This window comes from Rhodopseudomonas sp. RCAM05734, from assembly GCF_052658035.1.
Genome location: NZ_CP199742.1, coordinates 3,475,390 through 3,495,638, shown reverse-complemented (window position 1 = coordinate 3,495,638; position 20,249 = coordinate 3,475,390). Strand labels below are relative to the sequence as shown.

The following is a 20,249-nucleotide window of genomic DNA, read 5'->3' as shown; positions in this document are numbered from 1 at the left end:
CTGCCAAGGAGAGCGACGGCCTCGGTCGCCCCCGCTGCCTATGCATCTTCGATGAAGAACCCTACTTCATCGCGTCGGTCACCGCCGTCGTGGTCGCGCCTTCCGGCTTCTTCGTGATCACCGGATCGGAGCCGCCGGCCATCAACGTGGCAACGGTCCGCTCATAGTCCTTGGGGTCGAGCTTGCCGTCCATGGGGCCGAGCAGCTTTGCCACCTCGGTCATCATGCGCTTCTGGTCCTTGGCGGTCTTGGCGCCGGTGGAATCGCCGGCCAGGATGATCTTCACGGCCTCGTCGGGATTGGCCCTGGCGTAGTCCCAGCCCTTCTCCGACGCCTTCACGAACTTCGCCATCTTGGCGACGAAGACGGGATCTTTCAAATTCTTCTCGACCACGTAGAGACCATCCTCCAGCGTGGCGACGCCTTCGTCTTCATACTTGAACACGACCAGCTGGCTGGGCTTGTAGCCGCCGTCGACCACCTGCCAGTATTCGTTGTAGGTCATGGTGGAGACGCAGTCGGCCTGCTTCTGCAACAGCGGATCGACGTTAAAGCCCTGCTTGATGATCTTGACGCCATCCTTGGAGCCGTCGGTCTTCAGGCCGAGCTTCGACATCCACGACAGGAACGGATATTCGTTGCCGCCGTACCAGACACCGATGGTCCGGCCCTTGAGGTCCGCGGGCTTCTTGATGCCGGTCTCGGCGCGGCAGGTCAGCATCAGGCCGGACTTCTTGAAGGTCTGCGAGATGTTGACCAGCGGCACGCCCTTCTCGCGCGACGCCAGCGCCGAGGGCATCCAGTCCACCACCACGTCGGCACCGCCGCCGGCGATCACCTGCGGCGGCGCGACATCGGGGCCGCCCGGCTTGATGGTGACGTCGAGACCGGCGTCCTTGTAGAACCCCTTCTCCTTGGCGACGAAGTAGCCGGCGAACTGTGCCTGCGCCACCCATTTGAGCTGGATCGTCACCTTGTCTGCCGCCTCAGCGGAAACCGCCGACAACCCGATCGCCGCCGTCGTTGCCAGTGCCAGAATTTTCTTCATGCATAACTCCAGGGGCTGCGGACCCGCCGATCAGGTCCGATGGGATGGGTGCCAGAAAGTGGTCGCGCGTTCGGCCAGCGCGACAAGTCCGTAGAAAGCCATGCCGGCGATCGCGGCCAGCGCGATCTCCGCCCACACCATGTCGATCGCCATGCGCCCGGCCTCGGTGGAAATCCGGAAGCCGATGCCCTGCGTCGGCGTGCCGAAGAATTCGGCGACGATGGCGCCGATCAGCGCCAGCGTCGCGTTGATCTTCAGCGCGTTAAAGATGAACGGCAGCGCCGCCGGCAGATACAATCGCGTCAGGGTCTGCCGATAGGTGGCGCCATAGGAGCGCATCAGGTCGCGTTCGATATGGCCGGACGCCGAGAGCCCGGCCAGCGCATTGACCAGCATCGGGAAGAACGTCACCAGCGCCACCACGGCGGCCTTGGACGGCCAGTCGAAGCCGAACCACATCACCATGATCGGCGCGACGCCAACCAGCGGCAGCGCGGAGAAGAAATTGCCGAGCGGCAACAGACCGCGGCCGAGGAAGGCGAAGCGGTGCGCGACGATGGCCACCGCGAGGCCGGCGCCACAGCCGATGACATAGCCGATCAGCACGCCGCGCACAAAAGTCTGGACGAAGTCCGCGCCAAGGATCGGCAGCGAGGATGCGAATTTCGCAGCGGCCGCGCTCGGCGCCGGCAGCAACACGCTGGGCACGCCGAAGCCGCGCACCAGCACTTCCCACAGATAGAACACCACCGCGCCGAACAGCAGCGGGACCGCAAGATCGAGCCATTTGCGTCGCGCGTTGCTGCCCGGACGCACCACCGCCAGCGCCATCACGCACAGAGCGGCGCCGAGCCACACCGCAAGCACGATCATCCAGAAGCCGGTCGCCGCGGAGCCGGCGATGCCGTCATCGTGCAGCAGCGTGATCGTCGCGGCGGCACCGCAGACAGATCCCATGAGACCGAGCACGATGGCAATGACGCCGCCGATGCCGGCCGCGACGGCGAACAGCAGGGCGGCGGCGAGCACCAGCGACATCGCCAGTGGACGCGTTGCGAGCGGCGGCACGGCGTCTGACGCCAGCGGCAGGACGAAGCCCAGCAACGCGGCGACTGTTGCGACGATGAATCCGAGCCGAAGCTTTTGCGGGTTCATGGCCGCACTCCCATGCGGCGTGCCGTGATGCGCTCGGCGAGGCCGACCAGCGCGATCAGCGCCGAGGCCAGCACCGCCGCCGCCAGCAGCGCCGCCCAGATCTGGATGGTCTGGCCGTAATAGGAGCCGGCCAGCAGCCGCGCGCCGATGCCGGCCTCGCCGCCGGTCGGCAATTCCGCGACGATGGCGCCGATCAGCGAAATCGAGATCGCCACCTTGAGGCTGGCGAACAGATACGGCACCGCCGAGGGCCAGCGCAGCTTTGCCAGCACCTGTCGCTGTGAGGCCGACCAGGTGCGCATCAGATCCATCTGCATCGGGTCCGGCGCAGTGAAGCCCTTGACCATGCCGATGGTGACCGGGAAGAAGCTCAGATAGGCGGAGATGATCGATTTCGGCAGCAGGCCCTGCAGCCCGATGGCGCCGAGCACCACGATGAAGATCGGCGCCAGCGCCAGGATCGGCACCATCTGCGAACAGATGATCCACGGCAGCAGGCTTTTCTCCAGCACCCGGCTGTGCACGATCATCAGCGCCAGCGCGACGCCGAGCAGCGCGCCGAGCACGAAGCCGAGCAAGGTCGCCGACAATGTCACCGCCGAGTGATAGACGAGGCTGCGCGGCGCGTTCGGCGCATAACCGAACACGCCGTCGAGAAAGCTTTCCACCACCTGATGCGGCGCCGGCAACAACGGCCGCTCGGCGCTCATGGTGCCGGCAATCAGTTCCGACGTCGTATAGGGCGTCTCCTCGCGCTCGAAGGCATCGCGCACCAGCGTGAGATTCATCAGCACCGCAGCGACGTACCAGACGGCGATCAGAACGGCGACCACCGTGACGATGGGTGCCGCGCGCTGCAGCAGCGGATGGCGCGACAGGCCGCGCACAGCGACAGGCACGGCGAGTGCGTCACTCGTCATAGGAGTGCCCTGCCCGCAACCCGTTGCGCACGCGCTGCGCGATGCGGATGAATTCCGGCGTCTCGCGGATCTCCAGGGTGCGGTCGCGCGGAAAATTGCAGTCGATGATATCGGTGATGCGGCCCGGCCGCGGCGACATCACCACGATCTTGGTCGACAGGAACACCGCTTCCGGAATCGAATGTGTCACGAACAATACGGTCTTGCCGGTCTTGTCCCACAATTGCAGCGGCTGCTCGTTGAGATGATCGCGCACGATCTCGTCCAGCGCACCGAAGGGTTCGTCCATCAGCAGCAGCGCCGGATCGAACGAAAGCGCGCGGGCGATCGACACCCGCTGCTGCATGCCGCCGGACAATTGCCAGGGAAACTTGCGCTCGAAGCCGGTGAGGTTCACCAGCGCCAGATAGCGCGCCGCGCGTGCAGTCTGCTCGCTATCGGAAAAACCCATGATCTCGAGCGGCAGCTTCAGATTGGCCTCGATGGTCCGCCACGGAAACAGGGCCGGCGCCTGGAACACGTAACCGTAGGCGCGCGACAGCCGCGCCTGCTCGGCGCTCATGCCGTTGACACGGAGTTCGCCGGAGGTCGGCTGCTGCAGGTCGGCGATGACGCGCAGCATGGTGGTCTTGCCGCAGCCGGAGGGGCCGATGAACGACACGAACTCGCCCTCGGCGATCCCCAGGCTGACATTGGATAGCGCATCGACCGCGCCGTCGGCGGTCTGAAACGTCAATGAAACATGGGAAACATCGACCGCCAGACGCCGCGGCGGCGGGTTGAGGACGGTCGTTGCTTCGGCGAGGTTGCTCATGCGCGACGGTTCGACCCAATTGGTGGATGGCTGGCGAATGATTGGCGTCATCCGGTTGCACTGTAGCGCTCAGGGTGGCGCGTTTCAACGCGGTCGGCAAGCGCGACGAGCTCGACGCATCCTGTCAAACTATCGCGGCACCGGCGCGCTCAATGTTTGCGCAGCAGGTGCATCGCGTGGGCAGATACATTATCGGAGTCGTTCATGCCGTTATCTGCTTTTCCGATGGGTCGAATTCGCGGTGTTGTTTTGACTTGGCGCGGCGCCCACCTCATACTTCGCAGGGCGCGTCACGCTGCGTGACCGTCCTGCAATCCTGCCTTCGAGCGTCATGAAGCCGGCTGCCTTTCGATACATCGCCGCGACATCGCTCGGCCACGCGCTGGCGCTGAAGGCGGAGCATGGCGATGAGGCCAAGTTCCTCGCCGGCGGCCAGAGCCTGATGCCGACCATGAATTTCCGGCTGGCGCGGCCGGCCGTGCTGATCGACATCAACGGCGTGAATGAGCTGGCCGGCGTTCGCTGCAGCGACCATGCCACACAGATCGGCGCGCTGACGCGCTACCGCGCGCTGGAGCGCGACGCCGGGATCCAGGCGCGCTTTCCGCTGATCGGCGAAGCGCTGCCGGAAATCGCCCATCCGCAGATCCGCAACCGCGGCACGCTTGGCGGCAATCTGTGCCACGCCGATCCGGCCTCGGAAATGCCGGCCATCATGGTGGCACTCGGCGCCAGCCTGCGGATCGCCTCGGCGCACGGCGAACGCGTGCTGCCGGCGAGCGAATTCTTTCTCGGTGGCCTGACCACCGCGCTTGCGCCGGACGAAATGCTGGTGGAGATCGAACTGCCGGCAGCGCCCGCGCGCAGCGGCGGCTGCTTCATGGAAGTGGCACGTCGACGTGGCGATTTTGCCATTGCCGGCGTGGCCGCCATGGTGACGCTGGACGGCGACTACATCTGTTCGAACGTGCGACTGGTGCTATGCGGCGTCGGCGAGATGCCTGTCGATGCCGGCGGCGCCGCGGACGCGCTGCTCGGCCAAGCGGACATCACCGACGCCGCTATCTGCGATGTCGCCGCCGCGGTGCAGGCCATGCTCGATCCACCCGGCAGCGTCCACGCCACCGCTGCCTATCAACGCCACATCGCCGGCGTGCTGGTGGAGCGGACGCTGACCACGGCGCACATGCGGGCCCGCCATGGACAATGATTTTCACGATATCACCGTCACGGTGAACGGAATTAGCTACAACAAGCGCGTGGAATCGCGGATGCTGCTCAGCGACTTCCTGCGCCACGAACTCGGACTGGCCGGCACCCATGTGGGCTGCGAACACGGCGTCTGTGGCGCCTGCACCATCCAGCTCGACGGCGAACCGGTGCGCGCCTGCCTGATGCTGGCGGTGCAGGCCAACGGCCGCGCCATCGCCACCATCGAGGGGCTCGCCGGCCCCGACGGCGCCTATCATCCGCTGCAGCAGGCCATGCACGACCATCACGGCCTGCAATGCGGCTACTGCACGCCGGGCGTCCTGATGACCATGACCGCGTTTCTCGACGAACATCCCGCGCCCAGCGAACAGGAGGCGCGCGAGGCGCTGTCTGGCAACCTGTGCCGCTGCACCGGCTATCAGCACATCGTCGATGCGGTGCTGGATGCTGCCGACAAGATGCGAGGCTGAGCCATGTCCACCCGCACCCTCGGCGAACCCGTCAAGCGCAACGAGGACCGCAAGCTGCTGACCGGCCAGGCGCTGTTCGTCGACGACGTCGAACTCCCCGGCCTGCTGCACGCCGCGCTGCTGCGCAGCCAGGTGGCGCATGCCCGCATCGTCAGCATCGACGTCTCCCGGGCGCTGAAGCGGCCCGGCGTGATCGCCGCCTATACGGCGGAGGATCTCGGCGATTACTGGAAGCCCAATGCGGTGGTGGTGCCGCCGCCACCGATCCCCGGCGCCGTCTTCAATGCGCGCACCCACGGCCCGCTAGCCAAAGGCAAGGTACGCCATGTCGGCGAGCCGCTGGTGATCGTGATCGCCGAAAGCCGCTACATCGCCGAGGACGCGCTCGACGATATCGACGTCGAGCTCGAGACGCTCGACGCGGTGGTCGATCTCGAACGCGCCCTGGCGCCGGGATCGGCGCGCGTGCATGACGACCTCGACTCCAACGTCGCCGCTCATGTGCGGCAGAGCAAGGGCAACTACGCCGCAGCGGCCGCGAAGGCCGGTTGCATCGTCAAGCGGCGCTTTCACTACGAGCACGGCATCTCGTCGCCGATCGAGACCCGCGGCGTGGTCGCGCAATGGGATGCCCGCGCCGGGCAGATGACGGTGTGGGACACCACGCAGGCGCCGGTGTTCATGCGCAACGGGCTGGCCGCCATGCTCGGCCTCAACGAACGCAACATCCGCGTGATCGCGCCGTTCGTCGGCGGCGGCTTCGGCCCGAAGATCATGATCTTCTATCCGGAAGAACTGCTGCTGCCCTGGGCCTCCATGCGGCTGAACCGGCCCATCAAATGGATCGAGGACCGGCTCGAGCACTTCTTCGCCACCACGCACGAGCGCGGCCAGATCCACGATGCCGAAATGGCGCTGAGCAAAGACGGCCGCATCCTCGGCGTCAAGGATGTGTTCCTGCATGACGGCGGCGCCTACGATCCTTACGGGCTGACGGTGCCGATCAACAGCCAGTGCACCCTGCTCGGCCCCTATGTGGTGCCGAGCTACGACAGCACGTTTACGCAGGTGTTCACCACCCTGCCGATCGTGACGCCCTATCGCGGCGCCGGCCGCCAGCACGGCGTGTTCGTGATGGAGCGGCTGCTCGATCTCGCCGCAAACGAACTCGGCATCGACCGCGCCGAGATCCGCCGCATCAATCTCATTCCAGCCGACGGCTTTCCCTACAACAACGAGATCATCTACCAGGATTTTGCGCCGCTCTGCTATGACAGCGGCAATTACGAGCCGGTGCTGGACATGGCGCTGGAGGCGATCGGCTATGCCGGCTTCCGGGACGAACAGGCTGCGGCGCGTACGCAGGGCCGGCACATCGGCCTCGGCATCGCCTGCTACGTGGAAGGCACCGGCATCGGCCCCTATGAAGGGGCCAAGGTGCAGGTGCAGTCCAACGGCCGCGTCTCCATTGCCACCGGCATCGGCACCCAGGGCCAGGGCCATTTCACGGTGTTCGCGCAGATCGCCGCCGATCAGCTCGGCATTGCGGTCGGCGATATCGACGTAGTCACCGGCGACACCGACCAGTTCTACTGGGGCGCCGGCACATTCGCGAGCCGCGGCGCGGTGGTCGCCGGCAATGCGGTGAACGAAGCCGCCAAGGTGGTGCGGCAGAAGGCGCTGAAACTGGCCAGCGACCGCTTCGAATGTTCCGAGGACGATCTGGTGATTGCCGACGGCCGCGTGTCGCTGGTCGGCGTGCCCGGCCAGTTCGTCACCATGGGCGAGCTTGCAGCATCGGCCAATCCCATGCGCGGCGCGGTCAAGCCGGGCACCGAGCCGGGCCTCGAATCGACCCAGTACTTTGGCCCGCCAAGCGGCGCCACCGCCAACGGCGTCCAAGCCATCATCGTCGAGATGGACCCGCGCACCTTCGACCTCAAGATCCTGAAATACGTCGTGGTGCATGACTGCGGCACCGTGCTCAATCCGCTGATTCTGGCCGGCCAGATTCAGGGCGGTGTCGCCCAGGGCATCGGCAACGCCTTCTATGAGAAACTCTGCTTCGACGATCAGGGCCAGTTGCTCAACGCCTCGCTGGCGGACTACCTGCTGCCGACGTCGCTGGAGGTTCCGCGCATGGAACTCAGCCACACGGTGACGCCGTCGCCGCTCAATCCCATGGGCATCAAGGGCGCCGGCGAAGCCGGTGCCATTCCGGTCGGCGCCCTGTTCGCGCAGGCCATCGAGGATGCGCTTGACCTTGCCGCCAAAGGCGTCGAACTGCTGGAAATTCCGCTCAGCCCGAGTCGGCTGTTCGAACTGACCCGCAAGGCGACAGAGGTGCGTTGATGATCCTGGTTACGTCAGCCGGCGGCAAGACCGGCCGCGCCGTCATCGCTGCGCTGGTGGCGCGCGGTATCGCGGCGCGGGCCTTCGCACGCAGCGCCGCACACAGCGAAGCGCTGAAAGGCATCGGCGCCGCCGATGTGGCGATTGGTGCGCTGGACGACGACGCAGCGCTGCTGCGGGCGATGCAGGACATCGACGCGGTCTATCATATCTGCCCCAATGCCAGCCCGCACGAGGTGGCCTATGCCGACGCGGTGATCGCCGCGGCGGAGGCCGCCGAAGTGCCCCGGCTCGTCTATCACTCGGTGCTGCACCCGCAGATCGAAACGATGCCGCATCATTTCGCCAAGATGCGCGTCGAGGAAATGCTGTTCAGCTCGGAGCTGAACTTCACCATCCTGCAGCCCACCGCCTATATGCAGAACATTCTCGGCGAGCGTGAGCGCATGACGACCGAGGGACTCTACCGCGTGCCCTACCCGGTGGAGACCATGCTCAGCCTGGTCGATCTCGACGATGTCGCCGCCGCCGCCGCCCGCGTGCTGACCGAGGACGGCCACGCCTTCGCCACCTATGAACTCGTCGGCACCGCGCCGCTCGACCAGAACGAGATCGCCGCAACATTTGCGGCGGCGCTCGGCCGCGAGGTGCGTGCCGAAGCCGAATCGGTCAAGGCCTGGCAGGCCCGCGCGCGCATCGACGGCATGGACGAGCACACGGTGACGGTGCTGACCAAGATGTTCGTTTCCTATGCCGGCGACGGGCTGAAGGGCAATCCCAACGTGCTGGGCTGGCTGCTCGGGCGCAAACCGACGACGCTGGCAGAGTTTGCGGCAAGGGTAGCCGTCCAGCCAAAGGCATGACCTCTCCACGTCATGGCCGGGCTTGACCCGGCCATCCACGTCGTTCGTCGCGAGCAGGTCGCTCGTTGTCGTCGAATTCTGAGAAAGTCGTGGATGGCCGGGTCAAGCCCGGCCATGACAAACTTGAGCAGCGTGCCTCACCCAAACGTCGGCCAGCCCACGGGGTGCGGCTGCTGCACGATCTTCATCGCCGATAAAATCAGCGGCTCCTCGAAACGCGGGCCGACGATCTGGATGCCGACCGGCAAGCCGTCGGACGTCATGCCGGCCGGCACCGCGCCGCCGGGCAGGCTCATCAGGGTGATGAGGAACGAGCCGGCGATCCAGTCGGTGTAGTTGTCGAGTTTTTTGCCGTTGATTTCGGTGGGAAAATTCATCTCCACCGGGAACTGTTTGACGGGCGATTGCGGGGTGATCAGCAGATCGAAGCTCTCGAAGAATTTTGCGAAGCGCAGGAACAGTTCGGCACGTTTCTGCTCGGACGCAGCGAAGTCCAGCGCCGTCACCCTGAGACCGGCCTCGACATTGCCCTTGAGATTGACGCCGAATTCGCCGAGGTGATCGAGGTTTTCATATTGCTGGCCGACCATCCACAGCCCGCGCCAAGCCTGATACGGCGCCTTGCCATCGGAGATGTCGAAGGCGATCTCCTCGACGCTGGCGCCGGCATCCGCCAGCGACAGCGCGCAGGCGCGGCAGAGCATGTCGATCTCGGGATCTACGCCGATGCCGGAGATATCCGAGACATAGGCGATGCGCAGGCCCTTGAGGTCATGCGTCCCGGCCACGACAGCGCGGGCGCTGGCCCAGGGCGGCGCCACGGAGATCGGCGAGCGCCGGGAGTAGCCGACCAGCGCGTCGAGCATCAGAGCGGCGTCTTCCGCCGTGCGCGCCAGCGGCCCATGGACCTGACCGGGATCCCAGGCCAGCGGCATCGGATAATTGGGCGTCAGCCCCGGTGTCGGGCGGATACCGCAGATGCCGTTGAACGACGCCGGCATACGAGATCGAGCAGCCGAAGTCGGTACCTTGCGCCAGCGGCACCATGCCGGTGGCCACTGCCACGGCCGAGCCGCCCGACGAACCTGACGGGCTGAGCGCCGGATTCCACGGATTGCGGGTAACGCCGAACACGTCATTAAAAGTGTTGGCGCCGGCGGCGAATTCCGGGGTGTTGGTCTTGCCCAGCACGATGGCGCCATGGGCCTTCAGCCGGCGCACCGCCTCGGCGTCTTCGGTCGGCACATGATCCTTGAATCGCGGCGAGCCATAGGTGGTTCGGATACCGGCCGTCGGCGTGATGTCCTTGATAGCCACAGGCAGGCCATGCAGCGCGCCGAGTGGATCGCCGCGCAGCACAGCAGCTTCAGCCTTCTTGGCCAGCACCTTGGCGCTGTCCGCGACCAGCGTGACGATGGCATTGAGCTTCGGATTGATGCGGCCGATGACAGCGAGATGCGCGTCGAGCACCTCGACGGGACTTACGGCCCTGCTTGCGATCAACGCCGCCAGTTCACAGGCGGATTTTCTTGAAAGATCGTTGGACATGGAGATCTCCCGTCATGGCCGGGCTTGTCCCGGCCATCCACGATGTTCTGCGCTGCCAGACGTGGATGGCCGGCATGCGCCGGCCATGACGAAACTGGGCGTTGGTGAATGCTACTTCCCTGCCCAGTGCACGAAGCGGCGCTCGATGGTCAGGAACAGCAGGTTGAGGCCGTAGCCGAGCGCGCCGGCGGCGAAGATGGCGGCATACATGTCGGGCATCTCGAACATCTGCTGCGCCTCGAACACGCGCTGGCCGAGGCCGTCGACGGAGCCGATGAACATCTCGGCAACCACCACAATGACCAGCGCCAGCGACACGCCGTTGCGCAGGCCGACGAAAGTCGCCGGCATGGATTCCCAGAGCATCACGTCCCACAGCACGCGGGCGCGCGACGCGCCCATCACCTTGGCGGCCAGCAGGCGGGTCTTGCGCGCATTCATCACGCCATAGGCGACGTTGAACAGGATGACCAGCGCGGCGCCGAAGGCGGCCACGGAGATCTTGGTGCGGTCGCCGACGCCGAACAGTACCAGGAACAGGGGAAACATGGCGGAGGCCGGCGTCGAACGGAAGAAGTCGATGAGGAACTCCACCGAACGGTAGAGCTTTTCGGAAGAGCCCAGCAGGATGCCGAGCGGAATGGCGATCAGCGCCGCGATGACGGTGGAGTAGATGGTGCGCTCCACCGTCTTGAGGAAATCGACGCCAAGCTTGCCGTGGAACATGCCGGCCCACAGCGCCTTGAAGGTGGCGACGGGCGACGGCAGCAGCACGGGATCGACGACGCGCATCCACACGGTGAACGACCACACCACCAGCAACACGATGACGCCGACGAAGGGCAACAGGATTTCCAGACGCTTCCAGTTCATCGCATCACCCCTTGCGCACTTCGCGCTGGAAGATTTCCAGGCAATGCGCCTTGGTCTGGATGAAATCCGCTTCCGTCATGGTCTTATCCGTGCGCGGCCGTGGCGCATCGTAGTGCACGAATTCCACAGCGCGCGCGGGATGCCGCGACAGCAGCAGGATACGGTCGGACAGGTACACCGCCTCCTCCAGATCGTGCGACACCAACACCGTGGTAGTGTGGGTCTCCTGGAACACGCGCTGCAATTGCTCGCGCATGAACAGGGTCATCTCGTAATCCAGCGCCGAGAACGGCTCGTCGAGGAACAGGATTTCCGGATCGACCACCAGCGCCCGCATGATCGACACCGGCTGCTGCTGGCCACCGGACATCTGGTAGGGATACAGCTTCAGATCGATCTTGACGTTGAGCGTAGCCACGATCTTCTCGACACGGAGATTGCGGTCGGCCTTCGGCACGCCCATCACCTTGAGGGGATAGGCGATGTTGTCGAAGGCATTGAGCCAGGGGAACACCGCCTCGCGATAGTTCTGGAACACATAGCCAAACTTGATCTTGTTGAGCGGCTGGCCGTCGAACAGGATCTCGCCACTGTCGGCGGGAAACAACCCGGCGATCATGTTGATCAGCGTGCTCTTGCCGCAGCCGTTGGGGCCGAACACCGACATCAGCTTACCGCGCGGGATGTCGAAATCGAAGTTATCGTAGATCGTGGCGTCGGAGAATTTCTTCGACAGGCCACGGATCGTCACATGCGGCGCGGTCCGCACGGCTGCGGCCCGCGCGTTGTCTGACAATGGCCTGGTTGCTGCGCCCTGCAGGGTCACGCCGACCTCAATACTTGTACAGGAATTTGGTGGCGTCGACCTTCTCCGGGATCGAGCCGATCGACGTGCCGAAATCCACCAGCTTCTGCAGGTCGCCGAGCTGCTTCGGCGTCATGTCCTTGGCCATCACGTAGCCAAGCATCGATACCATGTCGACGACGTTGTCCGGCGTGAAGGTGTTCTTGGCGAGGTACTTTCGTGCGTCGTCGGGGTTCTTGTTGATGTAATCCAGCGCCTTCGACCAAGCCATGGCAAAGCGTTTGGCGACGTCCGGGCGCTTCTGGATGAAGTCCGAGGTGATGGCGCAGCCGGCGGCATAGGCGTCGGCCTTCTCGTCGCCGAGGATGTACTTCGAGAGCACGCCGGCCTCCAGCGTGCGGGCGACGCCGGCCTTAATCATCATCGAGGCATTGGGCTCCAGCGTATAGCCGCCGTCGAACGTGCCGGCGGTCATGACATTGACGTGCTGGCTCATGTCGAGCTGGTCGAGCGTATAGTCGCCTTCCTTCAGGCCGTTCTTGGCGAGGACGCCCTTGGCGGCGTTCATGTTGGCGGGGCCCGGCGCCGACATCAGCTTCATGCCTTTGAGGTCGGAAATCTTGTCGGCCTTGACGCCGGTGCGGACGACGAACTGCTCCATCTTGTAGACCGGGGTCTGGCTGTTGAGCGCGATATACATCGCGACGCCCGGCTTCTTGACGTTGGCATTCATGCCGTCGAGCGTCACCATCACCGCCGCGACCTCGATCTGGCCGGTGATCAGCGCCGCGACGTTGGCCGGGCCGCTCATCAGCTTGGTCATTTCCGGCTCGATGTTCTGCTCCTTGAAGAAGCCCTTCTCGAGCGCGACGAAATACGGCAGCGACGAGCTCAGCGGAAACACGCCGACCGCGACCTTGTCCTGGGCCGAGGCCCGGTCGGTGGCCAAGCCGGCCACGGCCGCGATGGTTGCCAGAGCGAATACCAGTCGATTTAGCGAATTCATCCGTCGTGCTCCTGTGATGCAGATGGCGAGCCCCCTCGCCGCAAAATCCCTCGCGCCGTCACCGGCGGCTGCCCTTTTTCAGAGCAAGACTCGTGCCGGTTACGACCGCCGCCGGTGGCCCGTCACCGGCCGCCCCCTCACATCCGCGACTTGAATTCGCCGCGCAGCATCTTTTCGTAGCCCTCGCCGCGATCGATCATCGGCAGGGGGCCCGGGCGCGCGCCGGCCAGCTCGGCGCGGCGCGCCAGCGTGGCGGCCTCGTCGATCTCGGGCGCTTCAGCGGTGCTTGCAGCAGAAAATACCACGCCATAGTCGCGCATGGCCGCGGCGACCGAGACCCGGCCCTCGATGACATCGCGCAGCACCAGCGGCAGTTCGCGGGTCAGCGGATCGCCCCAACCGCCGCCGCCGGTGGTGACCACCTTGACCACCTGCCCCTTCCGCACCTTGGCACCGTCGACCAGGCCGCCGAGCTTGCGTGCCTCGCCCTCGGCATCCACGGTGACGCAGAACGGTTCGCCGGCCTTGCCGCCCTTGACGCCATAGCAGCCGAGCCGCACGCGGTCGGCGGTGACGATGGTGCGGCAATCCACCAGCGCGCGGTAATGCTTCTCGTAGCCCTGCCCGCCGCGGCGCAATCCGGCGCCGCCGGAATCCGTCGACAGCGCCAGTTTTTCCACCATCACCGGAAACCTAGTCTCGGTGAATTCCGCCGGCTGGTTGCGGGAGTCCGGCACGATGTGGATGGCATCGTTGCCGTCGGCGTAATAGCGCCCGCCGGAGCCGCCGCCCAGCACCTCGCGCGACAGGAACGGCTTGCCGTCCGCGTCATTGCCGTAGAAGCCGGTGTAGCGGATGGTCTCCTGGTCCGCCGGCATCCGCCCGTCCACCGCCTTCGCCACCACGCCGGCCAGCAGGCCGAGGCTGCGCAGCAGCACGAAGGAGCGGGCATTGGTCGCCGCCGGCCATTCCGGCGTGATCAGCGTGCCCTTGGGCGGGAACACGATCTCGAACACCTCGCAGACGCCTTCATTGACATGGATCTCCGCGGCGCGCTCCGGCGTGTCGGCGAGGTTGCGCAGGATCGGCGCAATCCACTTGATCAGGAAGGCACCGTCGGCATAGTCGGTCGGCCAGTTGATCGGGCCGGTGGACTGCGGATCGGTGCCGTTGAAATCCAGCACAATCTTGCCCGCGGTCTTGGTCATCTTGACCGCGATCTTGTGCAACTTGGGATCGGTGATGCCGTCGTGCTCGACGTAATCCTCCCAGGCGTATTCGCCGTCGGCGATCTTGCTCAGCAGTTCGTTCCGGTAGATGTCGCGGCACTTGTCGAGGATGGCCTGGAAGCAGGCCTCGACCTGATCCTTGCCGAAACGTTCGAACAGCCCCTGCATGCGGCGCGCGCCCATCAGGCAGGCCTGCACCTCGCTGTCGAGATCGGCCGACAGCATTTCGGGCACGCGGGTGTTGCGCCTGATGATGGTGAACACCGCCTCGTTCTTGACGCCCTCGCTGTAGATCTTGACCGGCGGGATCGCGATGCCTTCCTCGAACACCGTAGCCGCGGTGCCCGGCATCGAGCCCGGCACCTTGCCGCCGACGTCGTCGTGATGGCCGAAGGCCTGGATATAGGCGACCACGATGCCGTCGCAGAACACCGGCACGGTGCTGCACAGATCCGGCAGATGGCCGATCGAGCCTTCGGTGAGATAGGTGTCGTTCATCAGGAACACGTCGCCGGGCTTCATGGTTTCCGGCGCAAAGTCGCGCACCACGGCGTTAGGCATCGCCGAATAGGAGCGCCCGGTCAGCTTGCGGCAATAGCGGTCGAACAGCCCGACACGGAAGTCATGGGCCTCGCGGATCATCGGCGAGCGCGCGGTGCGCTCGATGGCGTATTCGATTTCCGCCTCGATGGAATTCAGCGTGCCCTCGACGATCTGCAGCACGATGGGATCGACATGGGCGGCCTCGCGCACGGGCGCGGTCGGCCAGGGATGCGGCTTGTGCATGTTCATCGCGCGGACTCCTGCGCTGCGGGGCGAATGACGAGAATGCCGTGCGGATCGACGGTGAGGTGCTGGTTCGGAAACACCACGGTGGTGGAGCCGAATTCCTCGACCACCGCAGGGCCGACAATCGTCGCGCCCGGCGGCAGCATGGCGCGGTCATAGAGCGGCGTGTCGACAAAACCGCCGTCGAAATACACCGGCCGCGTGCCGCTCGGCGCGAACTGGCCGGTGCCGGCGTCGAGCTTCGGCATCTGCGGCCGTTCGATCACGCCGAAGCCGGAGACGCAGAGATTGACCAGTTCGATCTTCTGCTGGCCCGCATAGTCGTAGCCGAAGGTCTTTTTGTGCGCGGCGTGGAAGGCGCCGATCAGCCCGGCCAGGAACGTGGCATCGGTCGCTCCCGACGGCGCGGTCACCCGCACCTCCATGGACTGTCCGGCGTAACGTAGGTCGGCTTCGCGCACGAGGCGGATCTGCGATTCCGCGATGCCGTCGCGCGTGAGGTTGGCGACCGCTTCCTTCTCCAGCCCGGCATAGCGTGACGCGATATCGGCAAGATCGATGGCGTCCTCATGCATCACCTTGGTGATGATGTGATCGGTGCGCCAGTCCACGGCAAGCAGGCCGAAGGCCGAGAGGTTGCCGGGATTGGGCGGCACGATGCAGGCCTTCATGCCCAACAGGTCCATCACCGCCGGCGACTGCACGGGACCCGCGCCGCCGAACGACAGCAGCGCGAATTCGCGGGGATCGATGCCGCGCTGGATGGTCATCTGGCGGATCGCGTTGGCCTGCGCCCAGTTGGCGATCTCGATGATACCCGCGGCAAGCTGCTCCGCTGTCATGTTGCCCGGCAGCTTTTCGGCCAGCGCAGCGATGCCGGCGCGGGCGCGCTCCACATTCAGCGCAATGCCGCCGCCGATCAGTGCCGGCGGCAGCCGCCCGAGCACCAGATTGGCGTCGGTGATGGCCGGCTCTGCGCCGCCGTTCGGATAGCACATCGGCCCCGGCACGGCGCCGGCGCTGCGCGGGCCGACCTTGAGATGGCCCTCGCGGCTGATCCAGGCCAGCGAGCCGCCGCCAATGCCGATGGTGGTGATGTCGATCATCGGAATCCGCACCGGGAAGGCGCCGACCGAGCCGCCATTGGTGAGCTGCGGTTTTGCGCCTTCGATCAGGCAGAAATCGGTGGAGGTGCCGCCGGCATCGAGCGTGACGAGATCGGGGAAGCCGGCGATTTCGGCAATCACCGCGCTGCCGAGCGCGCCGGCGGCGGGCCCGGACAACGCCGTGGTGATGGGCTTTCGCAGGATCTGCTCGGACGAGGCGACGCCGCCGCTCGACTGCATCACCAGGAACGGCACCTTCTGCAGCGGACCCAGCTCGTCATGCACGCGCTTGAGATAGCGATCGAGATAGGGTTTCACGAAGGCATCGACCAGCGTGGTCACCGCGCGCTCGTATTCGCGGTATTCCGGCAGCACCACGCAGGACAGCGACAGGGTGGCCTCCGGATACTCCTCGGCCACGATCTCGGCGACACGGCGCTCATGGCTGTCATTGGCGTAAGAGTGCATCAGGCAGATGCCGATGGCTTCGATCTTGTAGCTTTTGAAATAACGTGCGGCGTTGCGCACCATGTCCTCGTCGAGCGGGCGCAGTTCCTTGCCCTTGAAGTCGAAGCGTCCAGCGACCTCACGGACGAACTGCAGCGGCACCAGCCGCTCCGGCTTCACCCAGAAATAGGAATTGCCGTAGCCGTCGGGCACCGACTGCCGCGCGATCTCCAGCAGATGGCGGAAGCCCGCGGTGACGATCAGGCCGAGCGAGGAGATGCCGCCCTGCAGCAGCGCATTGGTGGCCACCGTGGTGCCATGGGCGAGACCGGCGACATCGGCGGGGCTGGCGCCGGCCTGGGCTAGGATGTCGTTGACGCCGCGCACCAGACCGATCGCCGGGTTCGACGGCGTGCTCGATACCTTGGTCACCGACATGGCGCCGGTCGACGCGTCCACCGCGACGATGTCGGTAAAAGTGCCGCCGGTGTCGATGCCGATCCGGAAGCGGGGAGAAACCTGGGTCATGCGCGCCGTTCCTGCTGAGTTCGCATGCAGGATGGGTCGGAGCGGCGGCGGGAGTCAAAAACCGATTATTGATGCGGCTATCGGAAAAACAGATGGCACCGCGTGCCCCGGACGCGGCGCAATACGCCACGAAGTGGCGTGGTGCGCCGCAGATCCGGGGCCCGCGTGGCGCGCACCCAAACCGGGATCCCGGATCTGCGAAGCAGTGTTTCGGACGATGCTGCGCATCGTCCCTCACGCTGCACGGCGTCCGGGAACGAGGGGGCGGGATTTTGTCGCCCCTACCACTTCAGCAGATCCCTGATCTTCAGCAGCGCGGCTTCCTTGCGTCGTGACAGCGGTTGCCGCCGGCGGAACAGGCTGAAGGCGACGTTGCGCGCCGGCGCGATCGGGAGTGCCTTCAACAGGCCCAGCGCCACCTCATTTTCCGCGCAGGCGCGCGGCACGACGGCGATGCCGCCGCCGGACTGCACGATGATCTTCATGGTCTCGATGTTGTCGACGACAGCGACAACGTTGGGCCGGATGCCGAGGTCGGTGAACAGCGAGAACACCGCCTGGCCGTAGCCGACCGTCAACTCGCTCATGATGAAGGGCTCGGCCACCAGCCGCCCGATGTCCACCGCCTGCCGGGCGCGCGCCAGCGGATGTTTCGGCGGAACGATCAACGCCATCTCGGCATCGGCCAGGCGATCGAACACCAGTCCGGCCGGCAGCCGGTCGGGATCGGATTCGATGGCGAGGCCGGCATCGATGCGCTCCTCATGCAACTCGCTGAAGATGTTGCGGGTCGGCGCCGTCGAAATCTCCAGCCGAATGCCCGGCAAGTCGGCTTTCAGGTTGCCGAACAGGCGGGGGATAAACAACTGGGCCATGCCCGAGCCCATGCCGATGGTGAGGGTGTCCAGCATGGCGCCGCGCAGCCGTTTCGCGGTGTCGGTCAGGCTGAGCAGGTCGCCCATCACCCGTTCGGATTCGTACAGGAAGGTGCGGCCGCGGTCGGTGGATTCAATACCGCGCGAGGTCCGGCTGAACAGTTCGAAGCCGATCTCCTCCTCGAGCAGCTTGACCTGCTCGCTGACCGCCGATTGCGAGATGTTCAACCGCTTCGCCGCCTTGGTGAAGCTGCGTTCCTTCGAGACCGAGAGCGCATAGCGCAGTTGCCGGAAGTCCAAGCTCGAATCCCCCACTGGCCGGCACGTGCGACGGCGCGCGACAGCATCCTAGGGGATCGCAAATATCTTGGCTATCAGGCAGCCGGCCGGCCATCCCGACCATCGACCGCCGGGCGCTATCGCTCGTCGGTCAACTGGGTGCTGAACGTCTTGGGATTTTCCAGAGCGCGGCGGCGCGCGACGGCGAGAGCCTCGGCAAAATCCGCCGCATCGAACCAGGCCTCGCCCCGCATCGATGCGTCCAGATCGTCTTGCCAGATCCGCGTCGCCTCGATGTCGAATTTCATCTCGAGCTTGTTGCTGACGGCCTGGATGCCATAACCGGTGACCGCCCATTGCCGACCTAGCCAGTAGATGTCGCGATGTAGCACGTAGAGATGTCCGTTTCCGGCTTGACGCCAGGTTGTTGATTGCACGCCAAAGAAAGAACCCCAGCCCGCAAGGGTTGACATTCTGTTACATCAAAATGACGAATTAAAGATGTTCAAGCGGTCCCGCTTCGGTCAGATCCGGTCGTCCTCGGTATGACCCGGACGCGAGCGCTGGGTCGCCGCCCGCTCCCGCTCCGCATCGGCCTTGTTGGCCTCGTGCCGGCCAATGATGCAGCCGGCAACGACGCCCACCTTGCCGTGTCCGGCATAATGCCCGGCAATGCCACCGATGATGGCGCCCTTGATGCAGCCCTTCGCTTCGGCCGCGACGAACGACAGCGACAGCCCAATGAAGGCGGCGGCCAAGACGATGCGATTCATGGCGATCTCCTATGAATTTCAGCAACATAATGCCGAACCACGGGTTTGGTTCCACGGCTCCTCGCGCCTTCTGCGACGGCGACCGGGAAGCGGACTCGACAGGATTTTCACCGCTTGACAAGCCCCGCCTGTAATTTCATAGATGAAATCTGAATATCGCTAATAAAATATTGGGAGAGAACCAAGGAGGATTGCGTTGCGCCCTGTCTAAGCAAGGCGCGATCCGATCACGGACCGACAATCTTCGAAACTTGCGAGCACAGCGAGCAGCCGATCTCGTCAAGACGCCCGTCGGTCCCCACGACGCCGACACGCGCGCTGCGTCGCGCTTTCGTCATCGCTTCAGCGAAGCCAAAGGACAGAACATGTTCGGGAATTATAAACTCAAGCCCAACAGCGGGGTGAATCCACCTTACTCTCCGGCCTATCCGGTGGAGTGGGGCTGCACGTTGCGAACGCTGCAGATCATCACCCGCGTCGATCAGGCGAAGCTTGTCGCGCTGCTGTCCGATACGCCGTTCGAACTCGTCAACGACCGCGTCGCCTTCCAATACATGGTGTCGCCGGGCCACTCGCTCGCTGTCCATGCCGGCCAGATGTTCGATCTGATGGTGACGGTGCCGGTTCGCTGCGAGGGTCTGTTCACGCATACCCACATCTACATGTACTGCAGCGACCCGATGGGCATCTGCGCGGGACGCGAAGTCTTCGGCTACACCAAGAAGGACGCGACCTACGCCTTCGAGGAGGCGCCCGACCATACCATCGTCGGCTGGGTCAAGCGCCGGGACACGCCGCTTGCCGACTTCAGCTTCGTACCCGATGCGGCGGCACCGGTGGTGAGTCTTGTCGACGGTGACGAGCAGCCGGCAGGCGAGATCCACGTGCGCCGCTTGCCGCACCCGGAGCGCCTGGCCACCGCCTATGCGGATGTCGTCTATCGACGCACCCCGCTGGAATATTCGCAACCGCTGGCCGGCCGCGCCCAGATGAAACTGCACGCATCGGAATTCGACCCTCTGACCGAGCTCAATCCGGAAATCATCGGCGCGCGCTTCATGTATTCCGGCGTCTACGGCGGCGGATTTGACGTCGAAGACAGGCGGCTCATCAAGCGTCTCGATGTCTGACGCCAAGTCGTCCTGACAACTCAAGCA

Annotated in this window: 18 protein-coding genes and 1 pseudogene; 5 read left to right on the top strand and 14 right to left on the bottom strand. The window is 65.1% G+C overall.

Going from position 1 to position 20,249, the window contains the following annotated elements; translation table 11 throughout:
* Positions 1-61: 61 nt before the first annotated feature.
* The 4 genes from ACUXVA_RS16540 to ACUXVA_RS16525 all read right to left on the bottom strand — a co-directional run bounded on the left by ACUXVA_RS16540 (position 62) and on the right by ACUXVA_RS16525 (position 3,937).
* Positions 62-1,048, bottom strand: coding sequence for an ABC transporter substrate-binding protein (locus ACUXVA_RS16540; protein WP_265079319.1), 987 nt, complete (start codon positions 1,046-1,048; stop codon positions 62-64).
* Positions 1,049-1,078: 30 nt separating this feature from the next.
* A complete protein-coding gene (locus ACUXVA_RS16535) occupies positions 1,079-2,005 on the bottom strand; it encodes an ABC transporter permease (RefSeq protein ID WP_265083775.1) in 927 nt (308 codons plus the stop codon).
* A gap of 194 nt (positions 2,006-2,199) precedes the next feature.
* Positions 2,200-3,123 (bottom strand): ABC transporter permease, encoded by a 924-nt coding sequence (locus tag ACUXVA_RS16530; RefSeq protein ID WP_265079320.1) that lies wholly within the window; start codon positions 3,121-3,123, stop codon positions 2,200-2,202.
* Entirely contained in the window at positions 3,113-3,937 is an 825-nt protein-coding gene (locus tag ACUXVA_RS16525) for an ABC transporter ATP-binding protein (protein ID WP_445487098.1), read from the bottom strand. The genes ACUXVA_RS16530 and ACUXVA_RS16525 overlap by 11 nt, the downstream gene beginning before the upstream one ends.
* 331 nt (positions 3,938-4,268) lie before the next feature.
* Between ACUXVA_RS16525 and ACUXVA_RS16520 the strand changes: the two genes are divergently transcribed.
* The 4 genes from ACUXVA_RS16520 to ACUXVA_RS16505 are packed head-to-tail and all read left to right on the top strand — an operon-like array spanning position 4,269 to position 8,834.
* Positions 4,269-5,147: an FAD binding domain-containing protein gene (locus tag ACUXVA_RS16520; RefSeq protein WP_445487096.1), complete on the top strand. Its 879-nt coding sequence runs from the start codon at positions 4,269-4,271 to the stop codon at positions 5,145-5,147.
* On the top strand, positions 5,137-5,619 hold the full coding sequence (locus tag ACUXVA_RS16515; protein ID WP_265079323.1) for a (2Fe-2S)-binding protein: 483 nt from the start codon (positions 5,137-5,139) through the stop codon (positions 5,617-5,619). The genes ACUXVA_RS16520 and ACUXVA_RS16515 overlap by 11 nt, the downstream gene beginning before the upstream one ends.
* Before the next feature lie 3 nt (positions 5,620-5,622).
* Entirely contained in the window at positions 5,623-7,971 is a 2,349-nt protein-coding gene (locus ACUXVA_RS16510; RefSeq protein WP_265079324.1) for a xanthine dehydrogenase family protein molybdopterin-binding subunit, read from the top strand.
* Positions 7,971-8,834 (top strand): SDR family oxidoreductase, encoded by an 864-nt coding sequence (locus ACUXVA_RS16505; RefSeq protein ID WP_445487093.1) that lies wholly within the window; start codon positions 7,971-7,973, stop codon positions 8,832-8,834. The genes ACUXVA_RS16510 and ACUXVA_RS16505 overlap by 1 nt, the downstream gene beginning before the upstream one ends.
* A gap of 137 nt (positions 8,835-8,971) precedes the next feature.
* On the opposite strand, the gene ACUXVA_RS16500 is transcribed toward ACUXVA_RS16505, so the two are convergent.
* The 10 genes and pseudogenes from ACUXVA_RS16500 to ACUXVA_RS16455 form a co-directional block, all read right to left on the bottom strand.
* Positions 8,972-9,835, bottom strand: coding sequence for an amidase (locus ACUXVA_RS16500; protein WP_445487091.1), 864 nt, complete (start codon positions 9,833-9,835; stop codon positions 8,972-8,974).
* A 16-nt stretch (positions 9,836-9,851) separates the two neighbouring features.
* Positions 9,852-10,382 (bottom strand): annotated as a pseudogene (locus ACUXVA_RS16495) (amidase); the annotation flags it as partial.
* A 111-nt stretch (positions 10,383-10,493) separates the two neighbouring features.
* Positions 10,494-11,255: an ABC transporter permease gene (locus ACUXVA_RS16490; RefSeq protein WP_265079327.1), complete on the bottom strand. Its 762-nt coding sequence runs from the start codon at positions 11,253-11,255 to the stop codon at positions 10,494-10,496.
* Between the two features lie 4 nt (positions 11,256-11,259).
* Complete coding sequence (locus ACUXVA_RS16485; protein ID WP_445487088.1) at positions 11,260-12,081, bottom strand: ABC transporter ATP-binding protein; 822 nt, start codon at positions 12,079-12,081, stop codon at positions 11,260-11,262.
* Positions 12,082-12,088: 7 nt separating this feature from the next.
* Positions 12,089-13,066, bottom strand: coding sequence for an ABC transporter substrate-binding protein (locus ACUXVA_RS16480; RefSeq protein ID WP_265079329.1), 978 nt, complete (start codon positions 13,064-13,066; stop codon positions 12,089-12,091).
* Positions 13,067-13,203: 137 nt separating this feature from the next.
* Positions 13,204-15,087, bottom strand: coding sequence for a hydantoinase B/oxoprolinase family protein (locus ACUXVA_RS16475; RefSeq protein WP_265079330.1), 1,884 nt, complete (start codon positions 15,085-15,087; stop codon positions 13,204-13,206).
* Entirely contained in the window at positions 15,084-17,165 is a 2,082-nt protein-coding gene (locus ACUXVA_RS16470; protein ID WP_265079331.1) for a hydantoinase/oxoprolinase family protein, read from the bottom strand. Before ACUXVA_RS16470 ends, ACUXVA_RS16475 begins: the two co-directional genes overlap by 4 nt.
* A 281-nt stretch (positions 17,166-17,446) precedes the next feature.
* Positions 17,447-18,340, bottom strand: coding sequence for a LysR family transcriptional regulator (locus tag ACUXVA_RS16465; protein WP_445487085.1), 894 nt, complete (start codon positions 18,338-18,340; stop codon positions 17,447-17,449).
* A gap of 116 nt (positions 18,341-18,456) precedes the next feature.
* Positions 18,457-18,792: a hypothetical protein gene (locus tag ACUXVA_RS16460; RefSeq protein ID WP_265079333.1), complete on the bottom strand. Its 336-nt coding sequence runs from the start codon at positions 18,790-18,792 to the stop codon at positions 18,457-18,459.
* Between the two features lie 51 nt (positions 18,793-18,843).
* Complete coding sequence (locus tag ACUXVA_RS16455; protein ID WP_445487083.1) at positions 18,844-19,092, bottom strand: hypothetical protein; 249 nt, start codon at positions 19,090-19,092, stop codon at positions 18,844-18,846.
* Positions 19,093-19,457: 365 nt separating this feature from the next.
* On the opposite strand from ACUXVA_RS16455, the gene ACUXVA_RS16450 reads away from it, so the two are divergent.
* Positions 19,458-20,222: an acetoacetate decarboxylase family protein gene (locus ACUXVA_RS16450; protein ID WP_265079335.1), complete on the top strand. Its 765-nt coding sequence runs from the start codon at positions 19,458-19,460 to the stop codon at positions 20,220-20,222.
* Positions 20,223-20,249 lie beyond the last annotated feature (27 nt).